The following is a 22,157-nucleotide window of genomic DNA, read 5'->3' as shown; positions in this document are numbered from 1 at the left end:
TCTGAGCCAGGATCAAACTCTACAGTTCGATCTTGAATTCTCAACGGAATCGACTTAAACCATTTGCATGATTCAAATCTATTTCCGTGAGCGTTTAAAGTCCGAAGGACCGTCATCAGTCACCTGACAACATCACTTCGCCTCAAACGCCCACGCTTATCGGCTGTTAATTATTAAAGAACATCGCAAAACTCAGAGCACTTACCCTTCGCTTTACGTCGCTGCAAACTACTTATCGTTTACAGCGAAGAGGCGAGATTCTAATTCGCCGTTTGCATCGTTGTCAAGCATTTTTGAAAATTTATTTTCTCAACGCTTTCAACTCCGCCTTCACCGCCAATCACATCCGCATTGCGTTTGTTGTCAGCAGCAAAGAGGCGAGATTTTGATCTGCTTTCGCAAGATCGTCAAGTACTTTTGAAAAATTCTTTTTGAACTCTTTCAAGCACTCGGCGACTCAAATCCGCCAGCAAGGCATTTCTGCCCCACCCTTCACCAACATCTCGCTGCGTCTTTCAACTCAGCGCTGTCATCAGCGAAGCCCACGACTGTAGCACAGGAATTTCGGGGGAGGCAAGAAGACGGGAAGTAATTTCAGGTGTTGGGCTGCTGGTTGCTCGTACGACGTCACCGCCGCGCCTCTATATATAGCTAGCGGCGGATCGGCGACCCGGCGCGCCAGGCTGCATCGCTCCAGCGCTGGAACGCCCCCATCAACGCCGGCTCGGCCGACTGGCGCTCGACGGCGAGCGTCGTGAGCGACAGCACCTCGAAGCTGCGGCGGTATTTGCCATCCGCGCGTGACTCGCGGGCCACCAGCATCTGTGCCCCGCCGGGCACCCAGCCCGCGAATTCAGCCACACCCAGCCCCGGTTGCGCCGCCGCGGGTGGCAGGACCTCCACACGCCAGCCGGTCTTGTCCTTCAGGAACAACCACAGCTCGCGCCAACCATCCAGCGGCTGCACGGCCAGGGCCAACGCCCGGCCTTCCCGGTTCAGCGACGCGGAGGCCAGCGCCACCTGGCCGAAGCTGCAGCGGCGTGCCGCGAGCTGGCCTGCTTCCTTCAGCACGACGCAATGTTCGCCGTCGGCCCCCGGCTGCAGCGCCAGTTGGACGGCGCCAAAGTCGCGCGGTACCGCGCTGCTGCCGAGCCAGCGCGCCGCGTTGACGCGCATCGCAGCATCCGCATAGGCCGCCTGGTCGTCCTCGGTGAGTTCGGTGGGGACGACGCCGGCCAGCTCGCCCAGCGCGGCCGTGGCCTCGCCACCCGCGCCTCGGCGAGCGAGCGAGAAGGCCTGGCTGGCGGCCACCGAGGCCCGGCGCATCAGCAGCCGGTTCTTCCAGTGCGGGGCCAGTGTGGCGGCGTCCACCTGGGCCAGCACCTGCTGGCGCCATTGGTCGCGCGCCTCGGCGTCGCGCACCGTGGCATGTGGGTCCAGGCAGTCGGGGCGAGTCAGCGCCAGCGCGGCCCGTGCGCGCTGCTCGGGTGCCGCGGCCACCGCCAGCACGCGGCGGAAGGCCTCGCCCTCGTAGCAGACCTGCACGCGGCCATCCTCGCTGTCGAACTGCTGGAACTTCAGGCCGTAGCGTGCCGCCACGTCCATCTGCGCAGCCAGCTGGCCCTCGCCGAGCTTGGCATTGGGCAGCGAGGCTCTGTCGGCGATGCGCTCGGCAAACGTGCCCATCGCGTCCAGCGCCTCGGCGCCGCCCGGGCCCGCCAGTTCGGCCGGCGTGGCGGCCTGCACATAGGCGGCAGCCAGGCCCAGCCCCAGGCCCTCGGTGCCCCACTGCTGGCGGGCGAGCCGCAGTTGCGACAGCAGCTCGGCAGAGGCGCCGTCGCCGCGCGGCAGCACCAGCACCTGGCTCTTGCGCAACCAGCCACCACGCTCGCGGCGGTAGTCCCACACCTGCCAGTGGTCGCCACGCTCGGCGCGGATCTCCAGCGCCTCGCCACGGCCCAGCTGCGCCTGCAGCGATGCGGTGTCACGCGGCGCGCCGCGCAGCGGCGAGTCCTGGGACACCAGCCCGGCGCGCGGGAAGTCCGCCGCCTGGGCCTGCGTGATGAAGACGGCGGCCAGCGTGGCCGCCACGGCCATCAGTGCATAACGACGCATGGTGGCTTACTCCTTCTCCGCTTCACCGGCGGCCTCGCCGGCCGGCGCCGCGGCCTTCGCGGCAGGCGACACCCCGCCCAGCAGCGCGCTGCCGATGAAACCGCCCGAGCCCGGCGGCGCGATGATGACCTGCACCTTGTCAGACAGCTTGTCTGCCATGGCCTTCTGCACCAGCAGCGGGTGCTTGGTCAGCAGCGCGCCCTCCGTGGCCATCTGGCCCGCGTTCGCCTTGCCCACCTGCGCCACGCGGTAAGCCTCGGCGTCGGCCAGCTTCTGCCGCGCGGCGGCCTCGGCGGCGATCTCGATGCGGCGCGCCTCCGCCGCGCCTTCGGCCTGCTTGATGCGGGCGGCGCTGTCGGCCTGAGCTTCGAGCGCCCGCTGCTCGATCTGCTTCTGCTTGAAGGGCAGCACATGCTTCATGGCTTCCTCCTGTGCCTTGGCCGCGATGATCTGCTCGCGGCCGGCGGCCTCGGCGGCGGTTTCGCGGCGCAGCTTGTCGGCGGCGGCCTGGAACTCGGTCTCCTTCACCTTCTTCTCGCTGATCTCCAGCGTGTAGCGCATGCGTTCGCTGGCCAGGCTGTCGGCCAGCAGGCGGTCCATGCCCTGGCGGTAATCCGGCGGCAGGTCCACCGAGCCGATCTGCACACCCTTGAGCTGGATGCCGTCCGGCGCCAGGCGGGCGCGCAACTCCGCCTCCAGCGACGCCGCGATCTCCGCGCGCTGGCTCGAAAAGATCTCGCGCACGGTGTGCTTGGCGATCTGCTTGTAGACGACGGCCTGCACGGCCGGGCTGATCACGTCGGCCTCGATATCGTCCGGCAGCTTCCGCGACAGCTCGGCCAGGCGCGTTGCATCCACCGTCCAGCGCACGGTCATGTCCAGGCCCAGCGACAAGCCTTCCACCGACTGCAGCGGCGCCGGCCCGCCCGCCTTGGCCAGCGCCTCCGGGCGATAGCTCTGGTCGCGCAGCGGGAAGAAGCGCACCTCGTGCAGGCCGGGAATGCGGATGAAGCTGCCGTCGCGGAACTCGCTGGTGCCGCCGCTGAACTGATTCGTACGCAGCGCAGCCTGCCCGTGCGGCACCGCCTGCACGGGCGGGTGCATGACGACGGCATAACCGCCGGCGGTCACGGCGCCGAGCAGGAGCAGCGGCGGCAGCGCGCGGCGCAGCGATCGGCCGGCCAGCGGGGCGGCAGCGGTGGCGGTTTCAAGGCCACGGCGGGCCCCGCGGCCAAACGCATGGCGAACGGAAGCGACGAGGGACTTGAGACGGTGCAGCATGGTGACGGACTCCTTGGCGTCATGTCGCATCGACGATGTGCGATGCATGGCGGCCATGGTTCCCGGTCACGCGGGAAGGGACGAGAGCGCGGCGGGGTGAAGCTCTTCCGGCGCTGCGGAAGGATTCTTCCGGGATGACCCGTCCCCCAAACGAGGTGCATCTTCACCGCACCACCTTCGTGCCTGCGCGCATTCGTTGGCATAGTCGCGCCATGTCTCAGCCCTCGCATTGGTTCGCGCGCGCCTGGCAATCGGTCTGGGGGTCTCTGCACGTCAACGCGGCGCCGCAGCGGCGCAAGACCCGGCGCGTCACCAACAAGAGCAACGACCTGCTGCTGCTCGTCACCGAGCCTGACGGGCAGGACTTCTGGCTGCGCCCGGGCGAAAGCGTGGAGCTGCATGCCAACGTCTCCTCCGACGCCGACGACTTCGCGCTGACCGAGACCGAGCAGGAAGTCTCCATCTGGCCGTCGGCCGGCATGAGCCACATCACCGTCTGGGGCCGCGGCCGGCAACTGCCCTGCGGGCATCAGCGCCCCACGGAAAGCCCGCAGGCAGCGCCGCCCAGCGGCTACGGCACCGAGCGCTGAACCCACGCTGCGTTGCTATCCTTTGCCGCTCCACTTCACCGGAGCAGCCGATGAAAGCCATCGCCATCACCGCCGCCTGCCTGGCCCTCGCGGCCAGTTCGCCGGCCTTCGCCGCCGACATCACCGTGGCCGTCGCCCTCGCCGACAAACAGGGCGCCGGCCAGCCACTGGGTAGCGTGCGCATCGCCGAGACGCCCTACGGCCTGGCTTTCTACCCTGACCTCAAAGGCCTGCCGCCCGGTCTGCACGGCTTCCATGTCCACGAAAAGCCGTCCTGCGCGCCGGCCGAGGCCAACGGCGCCACCGTGCCGGCCGGCGCCGCCGGCGGCCACCTGGACCCAGCCGGCACCAAGAAGCACGGCGAGCCCTGGGGCGACGGCCACCTCGGCGACCTGCCCCCGCTGTTCGTGGCCGCCGACGGCAGCGCCACGTCGCCCGTGCTGGCGCCGCGCCTCAAGCTGGCCGACGTGAAGAGCCGCGCGCTGATGATCCACGCCGGCGGCGACAACCATGCCGACCATCCGGCGCCGCTGGGCGGTGGCGGGGCAAGGGTGGCGTGTGGGGTGATTGGCGGGTAGCCGCTCAGTCCTTGCAGTCGTGTCCCTGGCGCTCCAGCCACGGCTCGACCACATGCAATGACAACAGGTAAGGCACCAAGCCCAAAGCGATCAGCCCAGCCAGCCAAAGCGCCGATACCGACGTCACGAGGCACAGCGCGAGCGCGCCGAACCAGCCGCACAGGCTGCAAATGATGGCGGTCTTGCGCGCGAATCGAACGCGCTGAGCCAGCGTAGTCGAAGACAGGTGCAATCCGGTTCCTAGTCGGGTAGTGTCGCCATCGGAAGATGCTAAGGCGTACGGAAGATTCCTTCCGCTTCAGCCCCGGCGGGGCTCCACATAATCCCCGCCATGCCCCGCATCGCCGTCATCGAAGACGACCCCACCACCAGCGCGCAGCTGGCCGGCTGGATTCGCGCCGTCCGCCCAGAGCTGGTGGTCGACCAGCATTTCGACCGCGACGCCGCCGAGGCCGCGCTGCGGCGTGAACGCTACGACCTTGTCGTGCTGGACATCGAGCTGGGCCGCGAGCGCAATGCCGGCGTGGCGCTGATCAACGAGATCAACAAGCAGGGGCTGGGCACGCCGGTGCTGGTGGTATCGGCCATGCCGGCGGCCATCTACCGCAGCATCATGAAGGCGCTGGACGCCTGGGACTACCTGCAGAAGACAACCTTCGACGAGGCCGAGTTCGTCGAGACCTTCCTCGACATCCTGCGCACCGCGCGGCTGCGCGAGCCCGCGCCCAAGGCGGCGGCCACCAAGCCGGCCGACGACAGCCTGCTGCTGGACCCGCTGAAGCAGCGTTCCGCGATGTGGCGCGGCCAGCGCATCAACCTGCCGCTGACGGCGCAGCGCATCCTCGCGACGCTGCATGCGCGCACCGGCGAGGTGGTCAGTTACGAGGAGTTGTTCGACGTGGTGAAGAGCGGCCGCAACCGCGACAACGTGCGCAAGCATGTCGCCACCATCCGCGACGCCTTCCGCGACGTGGACCCGGCGTTCGACGGCATCGAGAACATCCCGATGCGGGGGTTCCGCTGGACATCGGGCGGATGAAGCTCGGCCGCGTCGAACTGCCGCTGCCTGACATGAAGCCCCCTCGCCTACTTCGCTCGCTGCCCCCCAAGGGGGCGCGTCAGCGCCTTCGGGCGGCCGGGCGGCGCTGACATGCCGCGCCTGGGCCTCGCGGCGTTCCGCAACCGCATCGTCTTTCACCTCGTCTTCATCGCGCTGGCGCTGGCCACGCTGGCGCTGGCCGTGGCGCTGCTGAACGAGGAGCGCCAGCGCAACGCCCAGCGCTATGAGCAGACGTTCGAGAAGTCGCTGGCCGAGGTGGTGGCGCAGCTGCGCCATCCGTCGGGGCAGCTCGCGCTGATGAACCCCGAGCCGCCGCAGGTGGACGCGGGCTGGGTGGCGCCACTGGTGCTGCCGTTCGGCGCCATCGACTTCGACGACGCGACCAAGGCGCAGCGCGCCATCGAGATGGCCGGCTGCGGCCTGCAATACCCCGGCGGCGCCAGCCTGTGCGCAGCCGTCGGCAGCAACGCCTACGCGGGCGGCTTCGTCTACCTCGTGGCCAGCCTGGACGCACCACCGCTCGTGAGCCGCGAGCACGGCGCGCTGGACCTGACGGCGCTGCACCGTGTCAGCGTGACCGTGAAGCTTGGCAGCGCCACGCAGCACTGGCTCGCGCCCGTCGAGATGCGCGACGCCCAGCGCGGCCAGCTGCCGGGCTTCATCGTGGCGGGCGCCGCCAACCATGGCACGCTGCCGGGCAAGGCGCGGCCCGCGCGCGACTTTCGCGGCTGGGTGTGGCGAGAAGGCCCCTGCCTGACCCCGGACGAGGCCTGCCTGCGCCGCACGACGATCTCGCTGCGGGTGCCGGTGGAGGCCTTCCGCGAGGCACTGTTCCGCCCCGGCGGCCCGCAATGGCCGCCGGCCGAGCTGGCCCGCACCGGCCTGCGGCTGGCGCTGCTCGGCCCGGGCGACACCACGTTGTTCGACAGCGCCACCCCAGGCGCACAGCCACCGCTGACGCTGGCCCGCCTGTCTACCGGGCTGGCGCCGGGCGAAACGCTGCGCATCACGCGCGGCAACCATGTGGTCGCGCTGCTGCAGGGCGCCGAAGACACCGCCGCGCGGCCATCGCCGTGGCTGACCGCGCTGATCCAGCAGCTGCCCGCGCCCGGCATGCCGCGCACGCTGACGGCGCAAGACGCCGTGACGACGCCGGCCGGGCGCTTCGACGTGACGCTAACCGGCGACCTGCAGGGGCTGGACCGCTCCTTGAGCGCCAGCGCCGCGCGGCTGGCCTGGCCCGTGGGCGCGATGCTGGCCGCCATCGGCCTGGCCTGGCTCATCATCGAGCTGGGCGTGATCCGCCGCGTCGCCATGCTGACCCAACGCGCCGCGGCGCTGTCGCACCAGCTGCAGCAGCCCGGCCGCGACGCGCCGGGCACGCTGGACGTGGCCGGCCTGCGCGGGCGCGACGAACTGGGCATCCTCGCCGGCACGCTGGCCGACCTGCTGCAGCACGCCCGCGACAGCCTGCGCCGCGAACAGCTGCGCGCCGAGCGCGAGCACGACCAATGGCATGCGGTGGGCCACGAGATCATGTCGCCGCTGCAGTCGCTGATGCTGCTGCACGCCGCCGCCGACGACCCCAGCCGGCGCTACGTGCAGCGCATGCAGCAGGCCGTGAAGGTGTTGTACGGCCAGGCCTCCCCCAGCGAGGCGCTGGCCGCCGCAACGCTTGCCATCGCCCGGCTGGACCTGGACGCCTTTCTGCGCGGCGTGGCCGAGAACGCGGCCTACGCGGGCATTGCCGACGTGGCCTACGCGCAAGCCGCCGAGCCGTGCTGGGTACAGGCCGACGAATACCCGCTGGAAGACGCCATCACCCACGTGCTGACCAATGCCGACCGCTACCGCCTGCCCGGCACGCCGATCACGCTGGCGCTGCGCGTGGAGGGCGAGCTGGCCGCCGTGGACATCCACAACCAGGGCCCGCTGATTCCTGACGACCAGCTCGCGCGCATCTTCGACTACGGCGTCAGCGACGCCGAACCCGAGGACGGCCAGCGGCGCGGCCAGGGCTTGTTCGTCGCCAAGACCTATCTGGCCAAGATGGGCGGCCGCATTGCGGCGCGCAATATGGCGGATGGGGTGGTGTTCGAGATCGGGTTGCGGCGGGCCTAGCGGGGCAACGGGGTCCAACGCACGCCCTCGAGACGCTCACGTGCTCCAGCGGAAATCCGACGGACGTGTTCACCCCGAATGGGCCATGCAGTGTCAAGGTCGATGACCAGCGTGGCCCGGTCGTCGAAGTCCAGCCGGGACGCAGCCTCGTACAAAGGCATCGCGCCCTGCGCCGCCCACGGGTTGCGCCTGCCGTCTGCAGGTTGCAACTGTGCCAACTCACGCGCCATCACGGCGCCGGCGGTCTGCGTGTCGATCACCATCAGCCACCCGAGTTCGATCTCTCGCTTGTCCACCCGAGCTTCATGCACCGAGACGCGACCCAGCACCGGCACTTCTCCGGTGCCGAACATCGATGGCACGCGGGTTTGTACCTCCTCCACTTCACCCACTTGGTACTCGCGGCCCAGGCCCCCGAGCAGCATGCGAAGTTCCTTCAGCAAGGTGTGCTCCAGCACAGAACGATTGCCGACAAGGACTGACATCACCGACCGTATCTGAGCCAGCAACGGATCATGCGGTCGCTCAGTCTGTGCGACCTCGATCGCCTGGTCAGCGTTCTGTGCCATGCGGCGTTGTACGGCGTCCGCATTGACAAACCCGAGCACCGCCCCGCCCGCATCCACGAGGACCTCCATCGCGAAACCGGCGCTGAACCGGCCCAGGGCACTCAACAGGGGGCGCATGTCGGGCTGGGCATCCAGCACTTCGCAGCAGTCGATGCACCAGTCCAATACCCAACCTTGCTCCTGGCGGGCACGCACGGCCAGGCTCACATCCATCACGCACTGAAGTGCGCAGACACCGTCGCGGCGCTGGTCAATTTCCAACCGATAACGGCGGGCTTGACCGACGTTGAAAGCCGGGCTCAACAGGAAGGCAGCCGGGCGAGAGATCGCCGGCCGGAAGATGGACAACCCACCGAGCAGTTGCAGCAGCGTGCGGCGAGTGGGTGTGTGCGGAGTCAACGGCAACGGGCATGGCAACGCGAGGGCGCCATTCTCGCCCTTCCAACCGCCGTCACCCGCGCTGCACCCGCTCCAGCAGGCTGCGCGTGGCCAGCTCCGATGTCAGCGACACCTCCAGCGGCGCGCGCACCAGGCCGGCGTGGCCGTACTGCAGGTTCTCGTAGACCTCGGCGGCGGCGGGGAAGTGGTCGAGCAGGCCGGGCAGAGCCTCGTGGCGCTGGTGTTCGTCCAGCGCGGCCGTCAGCTTCTGCACCAGCACGCGGTACTGGTGGGCATCCACCAGCCGGCCTTCCAGGCCCTGCAGCAGCTGGGCCAGACGCACGACGGGCATCAGTTCCGTGGGGACGGCGAGTTTGACGACAGAGGGCATGCGACACGCTCGATAAAGAACTACCTGACCCAGCACGTGGCGGCGGGCCGCGGGATTTCAAGCGGCGGCCGGCAGAATGCCGAGGCGAATCACCAGGGAGTCGCATGATGAAGTTCCTGCCCGAAACCCTCTATGCGCTGCTGGCCGCCGACGGTGGCATCCGCCAGGTGGCCGGTGGGCCCGCGTTCTGGCAGCAGCCCGAGGAGCAGCTGCACGCGCTGGGGCAGGAGTGGCTGGTGTCGGAGTTCGCGTTCGATGCCGACTGGAGCAGCTGGGAGATGCACCCCCGTGGGGAGGAGTTCGTCTACCTGCTGGAGGGCGATGTCGAGTTCCAGCTCGAGACGGTGGAAGGCGTCGTCGCCCAGCGCCTCACGGGCCGTGGCGCCGTGGTGGTGCCGCGCGGTGTGTGGCACACGGCCAAGGTGTTCCAGCCCAGCCGCATGTTCTTCATCACGCTCGGCGCCGGCACCGAGCACCGCCCCGCCTGACGACGATGAGCTTCGACTGCCAACGCTGCGGCGCCTGCTGCGCCCATTTCCGTGTCTCCTTCTACTGGGCCGAGGCCGACGACGCGCCGGGCGGCACCGTGCCGGTGGCCCTGACGCGGCAACTCAGCCCGCAATTGCGCTGCATGGCCGGCACCGAGAGCCGGCCGGTGCGCTGCGTGGCGCTGCAGGGGGCCGTGGGCCGCTCGGTCGGCTGCGGCATCTACGCGCAGCGCTCCAGCAGCTGCCGCGAACTGCAGCCGGGCGACGAGAAATGCCTGCGCGCCCGCGCGGCGCATGGGCTTGAAGCCGTGCCGCGCGCCGCCATCTCGGCGGATTGTTCGCCCTCTTGACCTCTCGATGAAATCCCTCGGCAAACGCGCCACCGGCCTCCGCCTCGAACGCATGCGGGCCTCGCCGCGCTGGCGCGTCACCGACACCGGCGAGGGCTTTCACAACGTCCACCCCATCGAGCCCGGCCTGCGTGACCGCACGGAGCGGCCGTCGCTGTCCGACTTTCTGTGCGGTGGCGACCGCCGCACGCCCGGCAGCCCGCTGCCGTCGGTCAACCCGGTTGACGCCTGGCTGCGCCCCACCGACACCGGCCTGCGCGCGACCTGGCTGGGCCACTCCACCGTCATGATCGAGATCGACGGCTTGCGCGTGCTGACCGACCCGGTGTGGGGCAAGCGCGCGTCGCCATCGCAGCTGGCCGGCCCGAAGCGCTTCCAGCCCGTGCCGCTGGCGCTCAAGGGCCTGCCCCGGCTGGACGCCGTCGTCATCTCACACGACCACTACGACCACCTCGACATCGGCACGATCACGGAGCTCGTGAAGCTGCAGGACGTGCCCTTCATCACGTCGCTCGGCGTGGGCGCCCACTTGCAGGCCTGGGGGGTGCCGGCCGAGCGCATCGTGGAGCTGGATTGGTGGGAGCACTGGCAGCATCCGGCCGCCGAACTGCGCATCCACGCCACGCCTTCGCAGCACTTCTCGGGCCGGTCGCTGAACGACCGCAATGCGACGCTGTGGTCGTCGCTGGTCATCGAGTCGCCGAAGCACCGCGTGTTCTTCAGCGGCGACACGGGGCTGACGAGCGAGTACGCCGCCATCCGCGAACGCTTCGGGCCGTTCGACCTCGTCATGCTGGAAGTGGGGGCCTTCCATCCCTCCTGGGGCGACATCCACCTCGGGCCGGAGAACGCGCTGAAGGCGCTGGAGCACCTGGGCGGCGGCGCCTTCCTGCCGGTGCACTGGGGCACGTTCAGCCTGGCATTGCACGACTGGGATCAGCCGGCGGAAATGCTGCTGACACTCGGCCCCCGTCAGGGCGCGCAACTGCTGATGCCGCGCCTGGGCGAGGCGGTGGAGCCGGCACATGGCGAACGGGCCACTCCGTGGTGGCGGCAAGCCAACGAACCCACCCAAGGCAAGCGGGCCACACCGGCCGAGCCGGAAGACCCGGCCAAGTTGCCAGCGGCCATGCCCTGGCCGTTGGACTGACGGCTACCGAGCCGGCGCAAGCCCTCACCACACCGCCGCCAAGCATGGCGGGCAACAGGGCCCGTGAAGGTGCTGCCTCTCAGCCCGCCACCGCCATCCGCTCCGCCACCCAGTCCACGAACACCCGCACCCGTGACGACAGCTGGCGGGCGTGCGGGTACAGCACCGACACCGGCAGCGGCGCCGGGCGCCACTGCGGGAACACCTCCACCAGCTCGCCGCTGGCCAGTTCGGCCTCGATGGCGTAGCGCGGTATCTGCGCGAAGCCCAGGCCGGCCTTGCAGCAGACGGCGTAGCCTGACGCGCTGTTGACGCTGACCGGGCCACCCAGCGTGAGGCTGCGCGTCTCGCCGTCGACGATGAATTCGAACGGCAGGATGCGGCCGCCGCTGCCGGCGTAGTTCACCGCATCGTGCGTGGCGAACTCCTCCAGCGTCGCCGGCGTGCCGCGGCGGTCCAGGTAGCTGCGGCTGGCGCAGGTCACCTGCGTCAACAGCGCGACGCGCCGGCCCACCATCGACGAGTCCTTGGGCTCGCCCGAGCGCAGCACGCAGTCGATGCCTTCGCGGACCAGGTCCACCATGCGGTCGCCCAGGCCGATCTCCAGCTCGATGTCGGGATAGCACGCGTGGAACTCGCCGAGGTGGGGGAGCACGTAACGCAGCGCCTGCGTGCCCTGCAGGTCCACGCGCAGCTTGCCGCGCGGCTTGAGCTGGCTGGCGCGGAACAGCTCCTCAGCCTCACCCACGTCCTGCAGGATCTGCTGGCAACGCGCGTAATACGCCTGGCCATCGAGCGTGGGGCTCACATGCCGCGTCGTGCGGTTCAGCAGCCGCACACCCAGCCGCGCCTCCAGCTGCTGCAGCGCCAGGCTGACCGACGCCCGCGGCAGCTGCAGCTCGTCGGCAGCCTTGGTGAAACTGGTCAGGTCGACGATGCGCACGAACAGGTGCATGGCGTCCAGGCGGTCCATCGCGGCTCCGATTGTTTAGGCGAGATGGATTGTGATGTCTTAACAAGCCTGTTTATCCGAATGGGGTCGATCAATAAAGTGGCTTCACCCCACCGAAACCGGAGCCCCACCATGAGCCAAGTCCTGAACTCCTCCCCTGTTGCCATCGTCACCGGCGCGTCGCGTGGCATCGGCGCGGCCATCGCGCAGCAGCTGGCCGTGGACGGCCATGCCGTCGTCGTCAACTACGCCGGCAGCCGCGCCGAGGCCGAGAAGGTCGTCGCCACCATCACCGAGCGCGGCGGCCGTGCCATCGCCGTGCAGGCCGACGTGGGCGAAGCCGGCGCCGCCAGGCGCCTGTTCGACGCCGCCACCGAGGCCTTCGGCGGCGTGGACGTGCTCGTCAACAACGCCGGCGTCATGGCCAACGAGCTGCCCCACCTGGCCGACACGTCGGACGAGACCTTCGACCGGCTGTTCGACATCAATGTGAAGGGCAGCTTCCTGGCGATGCGCGAAGCGGCCCAGCGGCTGCGCAGCGGCGGCCGCATCATCAACTTCTCCACCAGCGTCATCGGCCTGGCGCTGCCCGGCTATGCCGTCTACGCGGCCAGCAAGGCGGCCATCGAGACCATGACCAACATCCTCGCCAAAGAACTGCGCGGCCGGAACATCACCGTCAACGCGGTGGCGCCCGGCCCGACGGCGACGGCGCTGTTCCTGGACGGCAAGACGCCCGAGCGCGTCCAGCAACTCGCCAAGATGGCCCCGCTGGAGCGCCTGGGCCAGCCCGAGGACATCGCCAACGTCGTGACCTTGCTGGCCGGGCCGCAGGGCGCGTGGATCAACGGGCAAACGATCCGGGCGAATGGCGGCATCGTCTGAGCGACAAGAAGAACACCATGAGCAGGAACCCAGTCATCCTCGTCACCGGCGCGTCAAGCGGCCTTGCCGCATGAAAGGGGCGGCCCGATGAGGAGCGTTCAATTCCTGCTGGTCGGCGGCCTGTTGCTGGCCGCGTGCATGCTGCTCGGCCGGCTGTTCGCGGCCGAATTCCCGCACGCGCGGCTGGCGGCACGCGTCGCCTTCATCGGGATCTGGGCGGCACTCACGCTGTTCAACCTGTGGGTCGGCGTCAGCCGAGCGGGCTACTCGCTGGCCGAAGAGGCCCCGATCTTCCTGTTCCTCTTCGGCCTGCCCACCGCCGCATGCCTGGCGCTGGGCTGGCTGCGCGGCTGAACGCCACGGCCAGATCGACGACGAACCGCGCCCGTACCGGCCGGCCACGCGGGCCGTCAACAGCGGCGCCCGGCCGCCTGATTCAGAGACGGGCGGCCGACCGCCCCTTCATGCCGGCCACGATGCGTGCCGCATCCTGGGCCGGCGGCAGGCCGAAGGCGCGGCCGTACTCGCGGCTGAACTGGGTCGGGCTTTCGTAGCCGACCTCGTGGGCCGCCGCCGTGACGCTGCGGCCCGCCCCGGTCAGCAGCTGGCGCGCCTGCAGCAGGCGCAGCTGCTTCTGGTACTGCAGCGGGCTGAGCGCGGTGACGGCCTTGAAGTGGCGGTGAAAGGCCGACACGCTCATGGCCGCCTCTCCCGCCAGGTCTTCGACGGGCAGCGGCTGCGCGAACTCGCGGCGGATGCGCCGGATGACGCGGTGGATGCGCGCCAGCGCCGTGTCGGGCGTGGCGATGTCGCGCAGCATCCAGCCCATCGGGCCCTGCAGCACGCGGTACAGGATCTCGCGCTCGTAGGCTGGCGCCAGCGCCGGAATGTCGGCCGGCAGCTGGCGCACTCGCCGGTGCATGCGGCCATCGACCAGGCGACGGTGGACTGGTCCATCCACCCCTGCCGGCATGCCCTGGAGTGAACGGCTCCGGGTCAGCTGCGGCGCCTGCCGCTGTCGTGCACGACCTCGCCGTCGCTCTTCGTGAAGGGCGGCAGCGGGCCCACCGGCAGCAGCTCCAGCACGGCCTCCGACGGCCGGCACAGCGCCGTGCCCAGCGGGGTGACGACGAGGGGGCGGTTGAGCAGGATGGGGTGCTGCTCGATGGCGTCCAGCAGTGCATCGTCGCCCACGCCCGGGTCGGCCAGGCCCAGCTCGGCGAACACGGCCTCCTTCTCGCGCAGCAGCGCGCGCAACGGCTCGCCCGCGGCCGCGGCCAGCGCGCGGATTTCGTCGCGCGTCGGCGGCGTCTTCAGGTACTCCACGACGCGCGGCTCGAAGCCGGCATGGCGGATCAGCGCCAGCACGTTGCGCGACGTGCCGCATTTGGGGTTGTGGAAGATGGTGATGTCGGTCATGCCGTCATTCTTGGCCATCCAGGCGCGTAAATGCCGGCAAGGGCGGCCCCATCGGCGGCCGAGGCCACGCGCAGATTCATGTCGAGTCTTCTCCTGAGAACAGCAAGCGGTGGGCCGCCACGGCCAGCGCGGCGCCGGCCAGCTCGGCCAACACGAAGCCCGGCGCGCTGGCCGGGGCAATGCCGGCGAAGCTGTCGCTGAACATGCGGCCGAACACGGCCGCCGGGTTGGCGAAGGACGTGGACGCCGTGAACCAGTAGGCCGCGCCGATGTAGGCGGCCACCATGGCCGCAGCCCGGCCCGCCGGCGCGCGCAGGACGACGAGCACGAGCCCGAAGGTGGCCACGGCCTCGGCGATCCATTGCCCGGTACCGCTGCGCAGCTTGGCGGAGACCTGCAGCACCGGCAGGTCGAACATCGCATGGGCCAGCCAGGCCCCCAGCACGGCGCCCACGAGCTGGGCCACGACATAGGGCAGCAGGGCGCCCGCCGGCAGCTCGCGCCGCCAGGCCATCACGGCGCTGACGGCCGGATTGAAGTGCGCGCCGCTGAGCGGCCCGAACACCTCGATCAGCACATAGAGCCCGCCCACCGTGGCCAGCGTGTTGGCCAGCAGCGCGAGGGCCACGTTGCCGCCGGCCAGGCGCTCGGCCATGACGCCCGAACCGATGACCACGGCGAGCAGCAAGGCCGTGCCCAGCGACTCGGCCGCCAAGCGGCGCGCGAGCCTCACGCTCAGCTCTGCGCGATCTGCAGCAGCGCTTGCTGCAGATGCGGCTTGTTCATCGTGGCCAGCGGCAGTTGCAAGAGCTGCAGCATGCGGTAGGCCAGCGCCTGGCGGGTCAACTCGAAGGCGCGGCGCTTGGCGGCATCACCCTTGACGACGGACGGGTCCGGGTAGCCCCAGTGCACCTTGGCGGGCGGCGTGCCGGCGCCGAAGAACACGGGGCAGGCCTCGGTGGCCGCGCTGTCGCAGACGGTGATGACGATGGACAGCGGCGGCGCGTCGGGCGTCGTGAACTCGTCCCAGCTCTTGCTGCGCATGCCGGTGGTGTCGACGCCCGCGTTCTGCAGCGCCTCCAGCGCGAACGGGTTCACCTGGCCGCTGGGTGCGCTGCCCGCACTGTGGCCTCGCACGTCGCGGCCGAGCTTGCGCGCCCAGTGGTTCAGCATGCCCTCGGCCAGCACGCTGCGCGCCGAGTTGTGCGTGCAGAGGATGAGGACGTGGGTCGTCATGGCTTCAGCAGCAGGAGCCGGCCGGCTTGACGGCGATGGCGATGGCGATGGGCTTGCCGCGCGGCGCGTCGCCCGGGCAGCAGGCCGAGCCCGGCTGCGGCGCGGCGGCATGGCTGGCGCTGAAGGTGGGGATGTCGGCCAACGTCTGGAAGTGCTCCCACGCGATGCCCTGCGGGTCGGTGACCCAATGCTTCTCGCTGGCGGCGTAGCAGCAGGTGGTGGCGCCCTCGTCCAGCACCTGCGCATCGGCGGCCCGGGCCCGCGCCTTCAGCTCAGCCAGCTCGTCAGCAGTGTCGGCCTGGATGCCCAGGTGATCCACCCCCGGCTTGCCACCGCGCGTGGAGATGGCGAAGTTGATGCGCGGGTCGTCCAGCATCCATTTCGCGTAGTCGCTCTCCAGCCGCGTCGGCGCGGCGCCGAACAGCTTGGCATAGAAGGCCACGCTGGCCTGCAGGTCCTCGACATGGGCATGCACGTGAAAGCGCTTCATGGGAACTCCTCGTTCAGCAGCAGGAAGGTGTGGACGCGGCCGGCAGCGCGCAGCTGGCGCCCTGGCAGCAGTTCTCGGTCAGGTAGCCCAGCAGCGCGTTCATGCGCCCATAGGCCGCGCGGTAGATGAGGTTGCGGCTGGCGCGCTCCTGCGTCACCAGCCCGGCGTTCACCAGCTCCTTCAGGTGAAAGGAGAGCGTGTTGGCCGGCATGTCCAGTCCCTCGGCCATCGTGCCAGGCGTGAGACCGGCGTCGCCGGTGACCACCAGCGCCCGGAACACCTTCAGCCGCACCGGCTGCGCCAGCGCGGCCAGGGCTTTGACGACGTCTTGTTCATCCATATTTCCAGAATACTCGAAGTATTTGCGAAGTACAAGCCGAACCCGCGCCAAGAGCGCGCAGCGCGGATATTTCGCGAGGCACGCGGGCTAGGAAGCTGTCGGGCTTTGGGACTGAAGCGCGTTGGGCCTGCAAGGGGCTCAGCCGAGGCGCCAAGCGGAGCTGGACTCGATGTCCAGCGAGCATTTGCAACGACGGATCAGCCTCCTAGGCCCAGGTCTCGTCCAGGCAGCGATGAAAGACGGCGTCGAGCTTGCCAAGCACATCGTCGCGCTCTGATGGCTGCGGGCTGAAGTGCTCCAGCCGCGCCAGCTCGGCCTGGATGAAGGCGTCGATGCTCTTGACGGGCGGCGCCAGGCCCAGCTCCTGCGCCGCGCGCTTGCGTTCCAGCAGCGCATGGATGTCGGCCAGCAACGCCGGCTGATCGTCGATGAGGTGCAGCAGCTTCGCAAACTCGATGGGCGCGGCCTGGCCATAACGCTCCAGCCAGCGCACAGACAGCAAGGGCCGCAGCACGTAGAAGTATTTCTTCAACGGCACCTGCTCGGCCTGCAGATAGCCCCGGTGGTTGGTCTTGGCCATGCTGCGGTAGTGATGCACACCCCTGACGCAGGAATACACCTCCGGCATCAGCTGCCGGGCGCTGGCGGCAAAGCTGCCCAGCTCCGCATAGAGGATGGGCGACTGAATCCATTCGACAAAGGCCGGGTTGGACTTCCAGAACAGCCGCAGCGCCTTGCGCAGGTCCCAGCCATTGAGGTCGATGTCGTCCACGATGGGGTACTCGATGACGTCACGCTTGTCTTCCAGGCCCACCGACAGATACCAGTCTCGGCGGTGGACATAGATGAACCGTGCGTCGTAGTCGCTGTTGACCGACGCAAAGCCCCAGGCCCGGCTGCCCGACTCGACGGCCAGCAGCACCTTGACGTCGTGCTCCTGCTCCGCGCGGCGGATGCGTTGCAGGATTTCTTCTCTGACAGGGATGGGGATCATGGCGCGCATTCTCCCCATGCGCAGCTGCCGCTCACTGCCGCTGCGCCTGGATCCACGCCTCCACGCGCTTCTCCAGCACCGACAGCGGCAGCGAGCCCTCGCCCAGCACCTGGTCGTGGAAGGCGGCCAGGTCGAAGCGCGGGCCCAGCTGCTGCTCGGCGCGGCGGCGCAGTTCCTGGATCTTCAGCGCCCCGATCTTGTAGCCCAGCGCCTGGCCCGGCCAGGCGAGGTAGCGGTCGATCTGCGCGGCGGCCTGCTGCTCGCTGGCCCCGGTGATGTCACGCCAGTAACGCAGCGCGCGCTCACGGCTCCAGCCCTTGGCATGAAGGCCCGTGTCCACCACCAGGCGCGCGGCACGGCTGATTTCCAGGCGCAGCGCGCCGGCGCGCGCCACCGGGTCGTCGTACAGGCCCAGCTCCTGGCCCAGCGTCTCGGCGTACAGCGCCCAACCCTCACCATAGGCGTTGATCCAGGTGCGGCGGCGGAAATCCGGCAACGGCATCTCCAGCTGCAGGCCCAGGTGGAAGTGGTGCCCCGGCTGACCCTCATGCAGGAACAACGCCGTCATCGTGGAGACGCTGTAGGCCGTGGGATCGTTGATGACGGCCCAGAAGATGCCCGGCGCGCTGCCATCGGCCTGGCCCACGGTGTAGTGGTCGGACGCGGTCTGGCGTGTCAGCGCCGGCTCGGGCCGGATCTCCAGCGCCATGCGCGGCTGCCGGCCGAACAGCCGCGGCAGCTGCGGCGCCAGGCGGTCGTTCAGCGCGCGGTAGTGGTCCAGGATCTCGGCCTCGATCTTGAACGGCCGGAAGCGGGCATCGCTGCGCGCCCAGGCGAGCAGGCCGCCATCCTTCAGCGGGTCGCCTGTGAAGCCCAGCTGCGGCGCCAGGCGCGTGATCTCGCGCTGCAGCCGTGCCACCTCCTGCAGCCCCAGTGCGTGGACCTGCTCGGGCGTGAGGTCGGTCGTCGTCTGCTCGCGCACCCACTGGCGGTACCAGGCACGGCCGTCGGGCAGGGCGGACCAACCGATGGCCTCCCGGCGCGCGGCGCGCACGTAGTCGGTCTCCACATAGGCGACCAGCCGGCGCAGCGCCGGGGCGATGCGCTCGGTCCAGGCCTGCTCGTAGGCGGCCTTCAGGCGCACGGCGTCGCCGGCGTCGATGCCCGGCGGCAGCGCGCGCACTGGCGCCGTGAACGCACTGTGCTCGGCATCCTCGCTGGCCAGGCTGCGCAGCAGTGGCAGCATGGCGTCGACGACGGGGCCCGACTGCACCACGCCGCGCCGCACGCCCTCGCGCAGGTTCAACAGCGCCTGGTCACACCATGCCGGCAGCTGCGAGATGCGCTTCAGGTAGGCCTCCAGCTGCGCGGTCGTCTTCAGCGGCTGGCCCGCCTCGCCGCTGGCATAGAAGGCCAACTGCAGCGGCACGGCGCTCATGTGGTGCAGCGGCAGCAGGTGGTCAGGGAAGCGCTCGAAGGCCAGGCGGTCGCGCAACTGCTGCACCAGCAACTCGCGGTTGAGGCGCTGGTCGGCCGGCAGGCGGGCTGCGGGCAGCGCGTCCAGCTCCTTCAGAAAGCCCCGCCACGCGGCAAACCGGCGCGCCCGTTCGGCCGGCGCAATGTCCAGCGCGAGTTGGTCGTCGTAGCGGTTGTCGCCGCTCTCGGTGGCGGAGATGGGGTCGAAGCGCGAGCGGGCGTCGTAGTAGCGCGCGGCGACGTCTGCGAGGCGCTCGGCCGGCGTGGCGGCCCGCGCGGCGGGCGAGCCCGCCAGCAGCGAGAGCGGCATCGACAGGGTCAGTGCAAAGGCAAGGGCAGGCAGGCGCATGGTCATGGGGCGGGAGCGGCGGAGGCGGCATTCTGGGCTGGCGGCTGCCAGCGGCTGTCAGCAGGTGTCTCGCGGCGCGCTGAAACGGCCCGCACACGCGGCGGCGCCACAATCGCGGCGGCCCTTGAACCCACCGCTTCCATGACCGCCTTCCTGCTGCGCCCTTCCTCGACCGCCCTGCTGCTGACCGCCGCCCTCGCCCTGGCCGGTTGCCAACGCGCGGCCACGACCCCGGCGGACACGCCGGCCGCGCTGCCCGCTGCATCGGCACCGCAGGATGTCGGCGCCAGCCAGCGCCTGGGCCGCGAGGCCGACGAGCTGCTGGCCCTGCACCGCCAGATCGTCGTGCTGATGGACGGCGAGGCCGCCTTGCCGCCACCGCAGCGCCGCGAGGTGCAGGCGCTGGGCCAGCAGCTGTTCCATGAACTGCTGCAGCGCCAGCAGGCGCTGGCCGACGCGGCGCTGAAGCCCGACGCGCTGGATGCCACCACCGCGCTGCTGACGCGCATCGAGAGCGAGCCCAGCTGGTTCGACGCCGACCGCCTGGCCTTCAAGGAGGTGTTGGGCCAACTCGCCACGGGGCTGAAGAGCGCGCAGACGCTGGACGGCATCAAGCTCGCGCGCCGCGCGCAGGACGACCTGGACACGCTGGCCGAGGTGGAGAAGGCCTATGAGCAGGAGCTGAAGGAAGTCTTCGGCGGCTTCGCCAAGCGCGGCATCGAGCTCAAACGCGAGAAGTGGGCCGACTACATCGCCAAGCTGAAGGCGCTGCACACGCGCGAGGCGGTGATGAAGCAGCACGGCGCGCAACTGCCGGCCCCTGCAGACCTGGCACCGGAGCCGCCGGCCTCTGCAGCGTCCGGCGGCATGCGCGGCATGGCCGCCAAGGACCGCGAAGTCTTCGGCGACAAGCTGCCGCCCAAGACCGTGCTGCTGACCTTCGACGACGGCCCGCACGCGCGCTACACCGACGAGATCCTGGAGATCCTGAAGCGCTATCAAGCCCCGGCCGTGTTCTTCCAGCTCGGCCAGAACCTCGGCAAGGTCGGGGCCGATGGCAAGCCGCTGCCCGGCAACGGCACGGCCGTCGCCAAACGCGTGCTGGCCGCCGGCCACCAGATCGCCAACCACAGCTTCACGCACGGGCTGATGAGCAAGTTCGAGCTCGTCAAGGTGAAGGAAGAAGCCGCCAACACGGAGGCGCTGCTGGATGCGGCGGGTCGCAATGGCGACGCCTTGTTTCGTTTCCCCTATGGCGCCCGCAACGACGGTGCTCTGACCACTATCGAGGCGCTGAAGCTGCGCTCGATGATGTGGAACGTCGACTCGCTGGACTGGAGCGACCCCATCCCCAAGAGCATCGCCGCACGCGTGCTGGACGAGCTGGACAAGCAGGGCCGCGGCATCGTGCTGTTCCACGACATCCACGCCCGCACCGTGCAGGCGCTGCCGCTGGTGCTCGCGCAGCTGGCCGCCGACGGCTGGCGCTTCGCGAGCTGGCAGAACGGTCAGTTCGTCGTCTCCACCGACAAGACCGTCACCGCGCCGCCGCCCGCGCCCGGTGAGCTCTACCGAGAAAGCCATGCGCTGGTCATCGGCATCGATGGCTACACGGCCTGGCCCAAGCTGTCGCACGCGGTGCGCGACGCGCAGGCCGTGCGCGAATCGCTGGTCACGCGCTTCGGCTTCAAGGCGGACAACGTCACGCTGCTGACTGACGCCGACGCCACGCGCGCCAACATCCTGAAGGCACTGAACGAGCGCTTCGGCGACGCCAAGCGCGTGAAGCGCGACGACCGCGTGTTCGTCTTCTTCGCCGGCCACGGCAGCACGCGCCGCCTGCCCAGCGGCCGCGAGGTGGGCTACATCGTGCCGGTGGATGCGGGCCTGAACGACCTGCAGGCCGACGCCATCGCGATGCCGCAGCTGCAGGAGGTGGCCGAGGCCATCACGGCCAAGCACGCGCTGTTCGTCATCGACGCCTGCTATTCCGGTCTGGGCTTGACTCGTGGAGGCGTGGCGGGATCAGACAGCAACTTCGCCCGCACCAACGCGCGCCGCATCGGCCGCCAGATGATGACCGCCGGTGGCGCCGACCAGCAGGTGGCCGACGACGGCCCCGGCGGCCACTCTGTCTTCACGTGGACGCTGCTGCAGGCCCTGAGCGGCAAGGCCGACCTGAACGGCGACGGCCTCATCACCGCCACCGAACTGGCCGCCTACGTGGCACCCGCCGTGTCGGCCATCGCGCACCAGACGCCGGCCTTCGGCAGCCTGCCGGGCAGCGAAGGCGGCGAGTTCATCTTCGAACTGCCGGCTTCGACCGAGCCCGCGCTCAGCGGCGCCGTCGCCCAGCTGGACGACAAGGCCAGCCAGCTGGCTGCGAAGCTGGACGAAGCCAGCACCGCCGGCCGCCAGGCCGCCCCGGCCGCAAGCGGCGCCGCGAGTGCCGTGCAGGTGACGATCAAGGGCCTGGACGGCAAGGACCAGGCGCTGGCCGCGACGACCGCCCGCGTCGACCCCGGCGCCCGCGTCGCCGCCCAACGCGCCAACGACCGCGGCCTGCAGCTCTACCGCGAGCGCCGCTACGACGAGGCCGAGGCCGCGTTCAAGGAGGCGCTGCAGCTGCAGCCGAAGTTCGCGCTGGCGGCCAACAACCTCGGCTTTGTGCTGTATCGCCGGGCCAAGTTCGCCGATGCGGCCGGCTGGTTCGAGAAGGCCCTCGAGATGGACGCAAGCCGCTCGCTGGCCTGGCTCAACCTGGGCGATGCCCGCCTGCAGGCCGGCGACGACGCCAAGGCCATGGCCGCCTACAAGACCTTCCTGGAGCTGGCGCCCAAGCATGCAAGGGCGGCGGAACTGCAGGCGTGGATTGCTGCACCGTCGGAGGGGACGAGGCCGAAGGCGTTGTGAACTGCCAGTCCAGGAACTCAGCAGCGCATCGC

At 69.8% G+C, this 22,157-nt stretch carries 24 protein-coding genes; 10 read left to right on the top strand and 14 right to left on the bottom strand.

What is annotated here, in order from left to right; translation table 11 throughout:
* Positions 1 to 651 precede the first annotated feature (651 nt).
* Both ACG00X_RS20210 and ACG00X_RS20205 read right to left on the bottom strand, forming a co-directional pair.
* Positions 652 to 2,115 carry a hypothetical protein gene (locus ACG00X_RS20210; RefSeq protein ID WP_394490871.1) on the bottom strand — a complete coding sequence of 488 codons (1,464 nt, stop codon included), beginning with the start codon at positions 2,113 to 2,115 and terminating at the stop codon, positions 652 to 654.
* 6 nt (positions 2,116 to 2,121) lie between these two features.
* Positions 2,122 to 3,396 carry a prohibitin family protein gene (locus ACG00X_RS20205; protein WP_394490869.1) on the bottom strand — a complete coding sequence of 425 codons (1,275 nt, stop codon included), beginning with the start codon at positions 3,394 to 3,396 and terminating at the stop codon, positions 2,122 to 2,124.
* 212 nt (positions 3,397 to 3,608) lie between these two features.
* On the opposite strand from ACG00X_RS20205, the gene ACG00X_RS20200 reads away from it, so the two are divergent.
* Entirely contained in the window at positions 3,609 to 3,986 is a 378-nt protein-coding gene (locus tag ACG00X_RS20200) for a hypothetical protein (RefSeq protein ID WP_394490867.1), read from the top strand.
* Positions 3,987 to 4,036: 50 nt separating this feature from the next.
* Positions 4,037 to 4,564 (top strand): superoxide dismutase [Cu-Zn] SodC, encoded by a 528-nt coding sequence (gene sodC / locus ACG00X_RS20195; RefSeq protein ID WP_394490865.1) that lies wholly within the window; start codon positions 4,037 to 4,039, stop codon positions 4,562 to 4,564.
* Positions 4,565 to 4,568: 4 nt separating this feature from the next.
* On the opposite strand, the gene ACG00X_RS20190 is transcribed toward sodC, so the two are convergent.
* A complete protein-coding gene (locus tag ACG00X_RS20190) occupies positions 4,569 to 4,796 on the bottom strand; it encodes a hypothetical protein (protein WP_394490863.1) in 228 nt (75 codons plus the stop codon).
* A 99-nt stretch (positions 4,797 to 4,895) separates the two neighbouring features.
* Between ACG00X_RS20190 and ACG00X_RS20185 the strand changes: the two genes are divergently transcribed.
* A complete protein-coding gene (locus ACG00X_RS20185) occupies positions 4,896 to 5,603 on the top strand; it encodes a response regulator transcription factor (protein ID WP_394490861.1) in 708 nt (235 codons plus the stop codon).
* 111 nt (positions 5,604 to 5,714) lie between these two features.
* The gene (locus ACG00X_RS20180; protein WP_394490859.1) at positions 5,715 to 7,745 is read left to right on the top strand and encodes a sensor histidine kinase; all 2,031 of its coding nucleotides are present in this window, start codon (positions 5,715 to 5,717) and stop codon (positions 7,743 to 7,745) included.
* Here ACG00X_RS20180 and ACG00X_RS20175 read toward each other — a convergent pair.
* Both ACG00X_RS20175 and ACG00X_RS20170 read right to left on the bottom strand, forming a co-directional pair.
* The gene (locus ACG00X_RS20175) at positions 7,742 to 8,662 is read right to left on the bottom strand and encodes a hypothetical protein (RefSeq protein ID WP_394490857.1); all 921 of its coding nucleotides are present in this window, start codon (positions 8,660 to 8,662) and stop codon (positions 7,742 to 7,744) included. The genes ACG00X_RS20180 and ACG00X_RS20175 overlap by 4 nt on opposite strands.
* A 103-nt stretch (positions 8,663 to 8,765) precedes the next feature.
* Entirely contained in the window at positions 8,766 to 9,083 is a 318-nt protein-coding gene (locus tag ACG00X_RS20170; protein ID WP_394490855.1) for a hypothetical protein, read from the bottom strand.
* 107 nt (positions 9,084 to 9,190) lie between these two features.
* On the opposite strand from ACG00X_RS20170, the gene ACG00X_RS20165 reads away from it, so the two are divergent.
* Genes ACG00X_RS20165 through ACG00X_RS20155 form a run of 3 tightly spaced genes read left to right on the top strand, consistent with a single transcriptional unit; the run spans position 9,191 to position 11,071 of the window.
* Positions 9,191 to 9,571 carry a cupin domain-containing protein gene (locus tag ACG00X_RS20165; RefSeq protein ID WP_394490853.1) on the top strand — a complete coding sequence of 127 codons (381 nt, stop codon included), beginning with the start codon at positions 9,191 to 9,193 and terminating at the stop codon, positions 9,569 to 9,571.
* A gap of 5 nt (positions 9,572 to 9,576) precedes the next feature.
* Complete coding sequence (locus ACG00X_RS20160) at positions 9,577 to 9,921, top strand: YkgJ family cysteine cluster protein (protein ID WP_394490851.1); 345 nt, start codon at positions 9,577 to 9,579, stop codon at positions 9,919 to 9,921.
* A 7-nt stretch (positions 9,922 to 9,928) separates the two neighbouring features.
* Positions 9,929 to 11,071: an MBL fold metallo-hydrolase gene (locus ACG00X_RS20155; RefSeq protein WP_394490849.1), complete on the top strand. Its 1,143-nt coding sequence runs from the start codon at positions 9,929 to 9,931 to the stop codon at positions 11,069 to 11,071.
* A gap of 79 nt (positions 11,072 to 11,150) precedes the next feature.
* On the opposite strand, the gene ACG00X_RS20150 is transcribed toward ACG00X_RS20155, so the two are convergent.
* On the bottom strand, positions 11,151 to 12,044 hold the full coding sequence (locus ACG00X_RS20150; RefSeq protein ID WP_394490847.1) for a LysR family transcriptional regulator: 894 nt from the start codon (positions 12,042 to 12,044) through the stop codon (positions 11,151 to 11,153).
* Positions 12,045 to 12,155: 111 nt separating this feature from the next.
* Here ACG00X_RS20150 and ACG00X_RS20145 point away from each other — a divergent pair, with 111 nt between their 5' ends.
* Together ACG00X_RS20145 and ACG00X_RS20140 are read left to right on the top strand one after the other, a co-directional pair.
* The gene (locus ACG00X_RS20145; RefSeq protein ID WP_394490845.1) at positions 12,156 to 12,908 is read left to right on the top strand and encodes an SDR family oxidoreductase; all 753 of its coding nucleotides are present in this window, start codon (positions 12,156 to 12,158) and stop codon (positions 12,906 to 12,908) included.
* An 87-nt stretch (positions 12,909 to 12,995) separates the two neighbouring features.
* Positions 12,996 to 13,262 carry a hypothetical protein gene (locus ACG00X_RS20140; RefSeq protein ID WP_394490843.1) on the top strand — a complete coding sequence of 89 codons (267 nt, stop codon included), beginning with the start codon at positions 12,996 to 12,998 and terminating at the stop codon, positions 13,260 to 13,262.
* An 82-nt stretch (positions 13,263 to 13,344) separates the two neighbouring features.
* Here ACG00X_RS20140 and ACG00X_RS20135 read toward each other — a convergent pair whose 3' ends face one another.
* From ACG00X_RS20135 to ACG00X_RS20100, 8 genes are all read right to left on the bottom strand, one after another.
* Positions 13,345 to 13,830 (bottom strand): helix-turn-helix transcriptional regulator, encoded by a 486-nt coding sequence (locus ACG00X_RS20135; protein ID WP_394490841.1) that lies wholly within the window; start codon positions 13,828 to 13,830, stop codon positions 13,345 to 13,347.
* Between the two features lie 74 nt (positions 13,831 to 13,904).
* Entirely contained in the window at positions 13,905 to 14,327 is a 423-nt protein-coding gene (gene arsC / locus ACG00X_RS20130; RefSeq protein WP_394490839.1) for an arsenate reductase (glutaredoxin), read from the bottom strand.
* 76 nt (positions 14,328 to 14,403) lie between these two features.
* Entirely contained in the window at positions 14,404 to 15,060 is a 657-nt protein-coding gene (locus ACG00X_RS20125) for an aquaporin (protein ID WP_394490837.1), read from the bottom strand.
* A 2-nt stretch (positions 15,061 to 15,062) separates the two neighbouring features.
* Entirely contained in the window at positions 15,063 to 15,563 is a 501-nt protein-coding gene (locus ACG00X_RS20120; protein ID WP_394490835.1) for an arsenate reductase ArsC, read from the bottom strand.
* Between the two features lie 4 nt (positions 15,564 to 15,567).
* A complete protein-coding gene (locus ACG00X_RS20115) occupies positions 15,568 to 16,053 on the bottom strand; it encodes an ArsI/CadI family heavy metal resistance metalloenzyme (protein WP_394490833.1) in 486 nt (161 codons plus the stop codon).
* Between the two features lie 13 nt (positions 16,054 to 16,066).
* Positions 16,067 to 16,393, bottom strand: a complete 327-nt coding sequence (locus ACG00X_RS20110; RefSeq protein WP_394490831.1) for an ArsR/SmtB family transcription factor — start codon at positions 16,391 to 16,393, stop codon at positions 16,067 to 16,069.
* A gap of 205 nt (positions 16,394 to 16,598) precedes the next feature.
* Entirely contained in the window at positions 16,599 to 17,387 is a 789-nt protein-coding gene (locus ACG00X_RS20105) for a nucleotidyltransferase domain-containing protein (protein ID WP_394490829.1), read from the bottom strand.
* Positions 17,388 to 17,418: 31 nt separating this feature from the next.
* Positions 17,419 to 19,212: a DUF885 domain-containing protein gene (locus ACG00X_RS20100; RefSeq protein ID WP_394490827.1), complete on the bottom strand. Its 1,794-nt coding sequence runs from the start codon at positions 19,210 to 19,212 to the stop codon at positions 17,419 to 17,421.
* Positions 19,213 to 19,353: 141 nt separating this feature from the next.
* On the opposite strand from ACG00X_RS20100, the gene ACG00X_RS20095 reads away from it, so the two are divergent.
* A complete protein-coding gene (locus tag ACG00X_RS20095) occupies positions 19,354 to 22,125 on the top strand; it encodes a polysaccharide deacetylase family protein (protein ID WP_394490825.1) in 2,772 nt (923 codons plus the stop codon).
* Positions 22,126 to 22,157 lie beyond the last annotated feature (32 nt).

The organism is Pelomonas nitida, from assembly GCF_043555975.1.
GTDB classification, from domain to species: Bacteria; Pseudomonadota; Gammaproteobacteria; order Burkholderiales; family Burkholderiaceae_C; genus Pelomonas; species Pelomonas nitida.
The sequence above is the reverse complement of the archived record's forward strand: the minus strand, read 5'-3'. Positions and strand labels throughout refer to the sequence as shown.

Excerpts from the sequence above, each read along its gene's own strand:
- ACG00X_RS20150 (WP_394490847.1), bottom strand. The coding sequence starts at position 12,044 with ATGGACCGCCTGGACGCCATGCACCTGTTCGTGCGCATCGTCGACCTG.
- ACG00X_RS20095 (WP_394490825.1), top strand. The coding sequence starts at position 19,354 with ATGACCGCCTTCCTGCTGCGCCCTTCCTCGACCGCCCTGCTGCTGACC.
- ACG00X_RS20185 (WP_394490861.1), top strand. The coding sequence starts at position 4,896 with ATGCCCCGCATCGCCGTCATCGAAGACGACCCCACCACCAGCGCGCAG.
- ACG00X_RS20120 (WP_394490835.1), bottom strand. The coding sequence starts at position 15,563 with ATGACGACCCACGTCCTCATCCTCTGCACGCACAACTCGGCGCGCAGC.
- arsC (WP_394490839.1), bottom strand. The coding sequence starts at position 14,327 with ATGACCGACATCACCATCTTCCACAACCCCAAATGCGGCACGTCGCGC.
- ACG00X_RS20155 (WP_394490849.1), top strand. The coding sequence starts at position 9,929 with ATGAAATCCCTCGGCAAACGCGCCACCGGCCTCCGCCTCGAACGCATG.
- ACG00X_RS20105 (WP_394490829.1), bottom strand. The coding sequence starts at position 17,387 with ATGATCCCCATCCCTGTCAGAGAAGAAATCCTGCAACGCATCCGCCGC.
- ACG00X_RS20115 (WP_394490833.1), bottom strand. The coding sequence starts at position 16,053 with ATGAAGCGCTTTCACGTGCATGCCCATGTCGAGGACCTGCAGGCCAGC.
- sodC (WP_394490865.1), top strand. The coding sequence starts at position 4,037 with ATGAAAGCCATCGCCATCACCGCCGCCTGCCTGGCCCTCGCGGCCAGT.
- ACG00X_RS20110 (WP_394490831.1), bottom strand. The coding sequence starts at position 16,393 with ATGGATGAACAAGACGTCGTCAAAGCCCTGGCCGCGCTGGCGCAGCCG.
- ACG00X_RS20200 (WP_394490867.1), top strand. The coding sequence starts at position 3,609 with ATGTCTCAGCCCTCGCATTGGTTCGCGCGCGCCTGGCAATCGGTCTGG.
- ACG00X_RS20100 (WP_394490827.1), bottom strand. The coding sequence starts at position 19,212 with ATGCGCCTGCCTGCCCTTGCCTTTGCACTGACCCTGTCGATGCCGCTC.
- ACG00X_RS20145 (WP_394490845.1), top strand. The coding sequence starts at position 12,156 with ATGAGCCAAGTCCTGAACTCCTCCCCTGTTGCCATCGTCACCGGCGCG.
- ACG00X_RS20160 (WP_394490851.1), top strand. The coding sequence starts at position 9,577 with ATGAGCTTCGACTGCCAACGCTGCGGCGCCTGCTGCGCCCATTTCCGT.
- ACG00X_RS20135 (WP_394490841.1), bottom strand. The coding sequence starts at position 13,830 with ATGCACCGGCGAGTGCGCCAGCTGCCGGCCGACATTCCGGCGCTGGCG.
- ACG00X_RS20170 (WP_394490855.1), bottom strand. The coding sequence starts at position 9,083 with ATGCCCTCTGTCGTCAAACTCGCCGTCCCCACGGAACTGATGCCCGTC.
- ACG00X_RS20165 (WP_394490853.1), top strand. The coding sequence starts at position 9,191 with ATGAAGTTCCTGCCCGAAACCCTCTATGCGCTGCTGGCCGCCGACGGT.
- ACG00X_RS20205 (WP_394490869.1), bottom strand. The coding sequence starts at position 3,396 with ATGCTGCACCGTCTCAAGTCCCTCGTCGCTTCCGTTCGCCATGCGTTT.
- ACG00X_RS20140 (WP_394490843.1), top strand. The coding sequence starts at position 12,996 with ATGAGGAGCGTTCAATTCCTGCTGGTCGGCGGCCTGTTGCTGGCCGCG.
- ACG00X_RS20180 (WP_394490859.1), top strand. The coding sequence starts at position 5,715 with ATGCCGCGCCTGGGCCTCGCGGCGTTCCGCAACCGCATCGTCTTTCAC.
- ACG00X_RS20210 (WP_394490871.1), bottom strand. The coding sequence starts at position 2,115 with ATGCGTCGTTATGCACTGATGGCCGTGGCGGCCACGCTGGCCGCCGTC.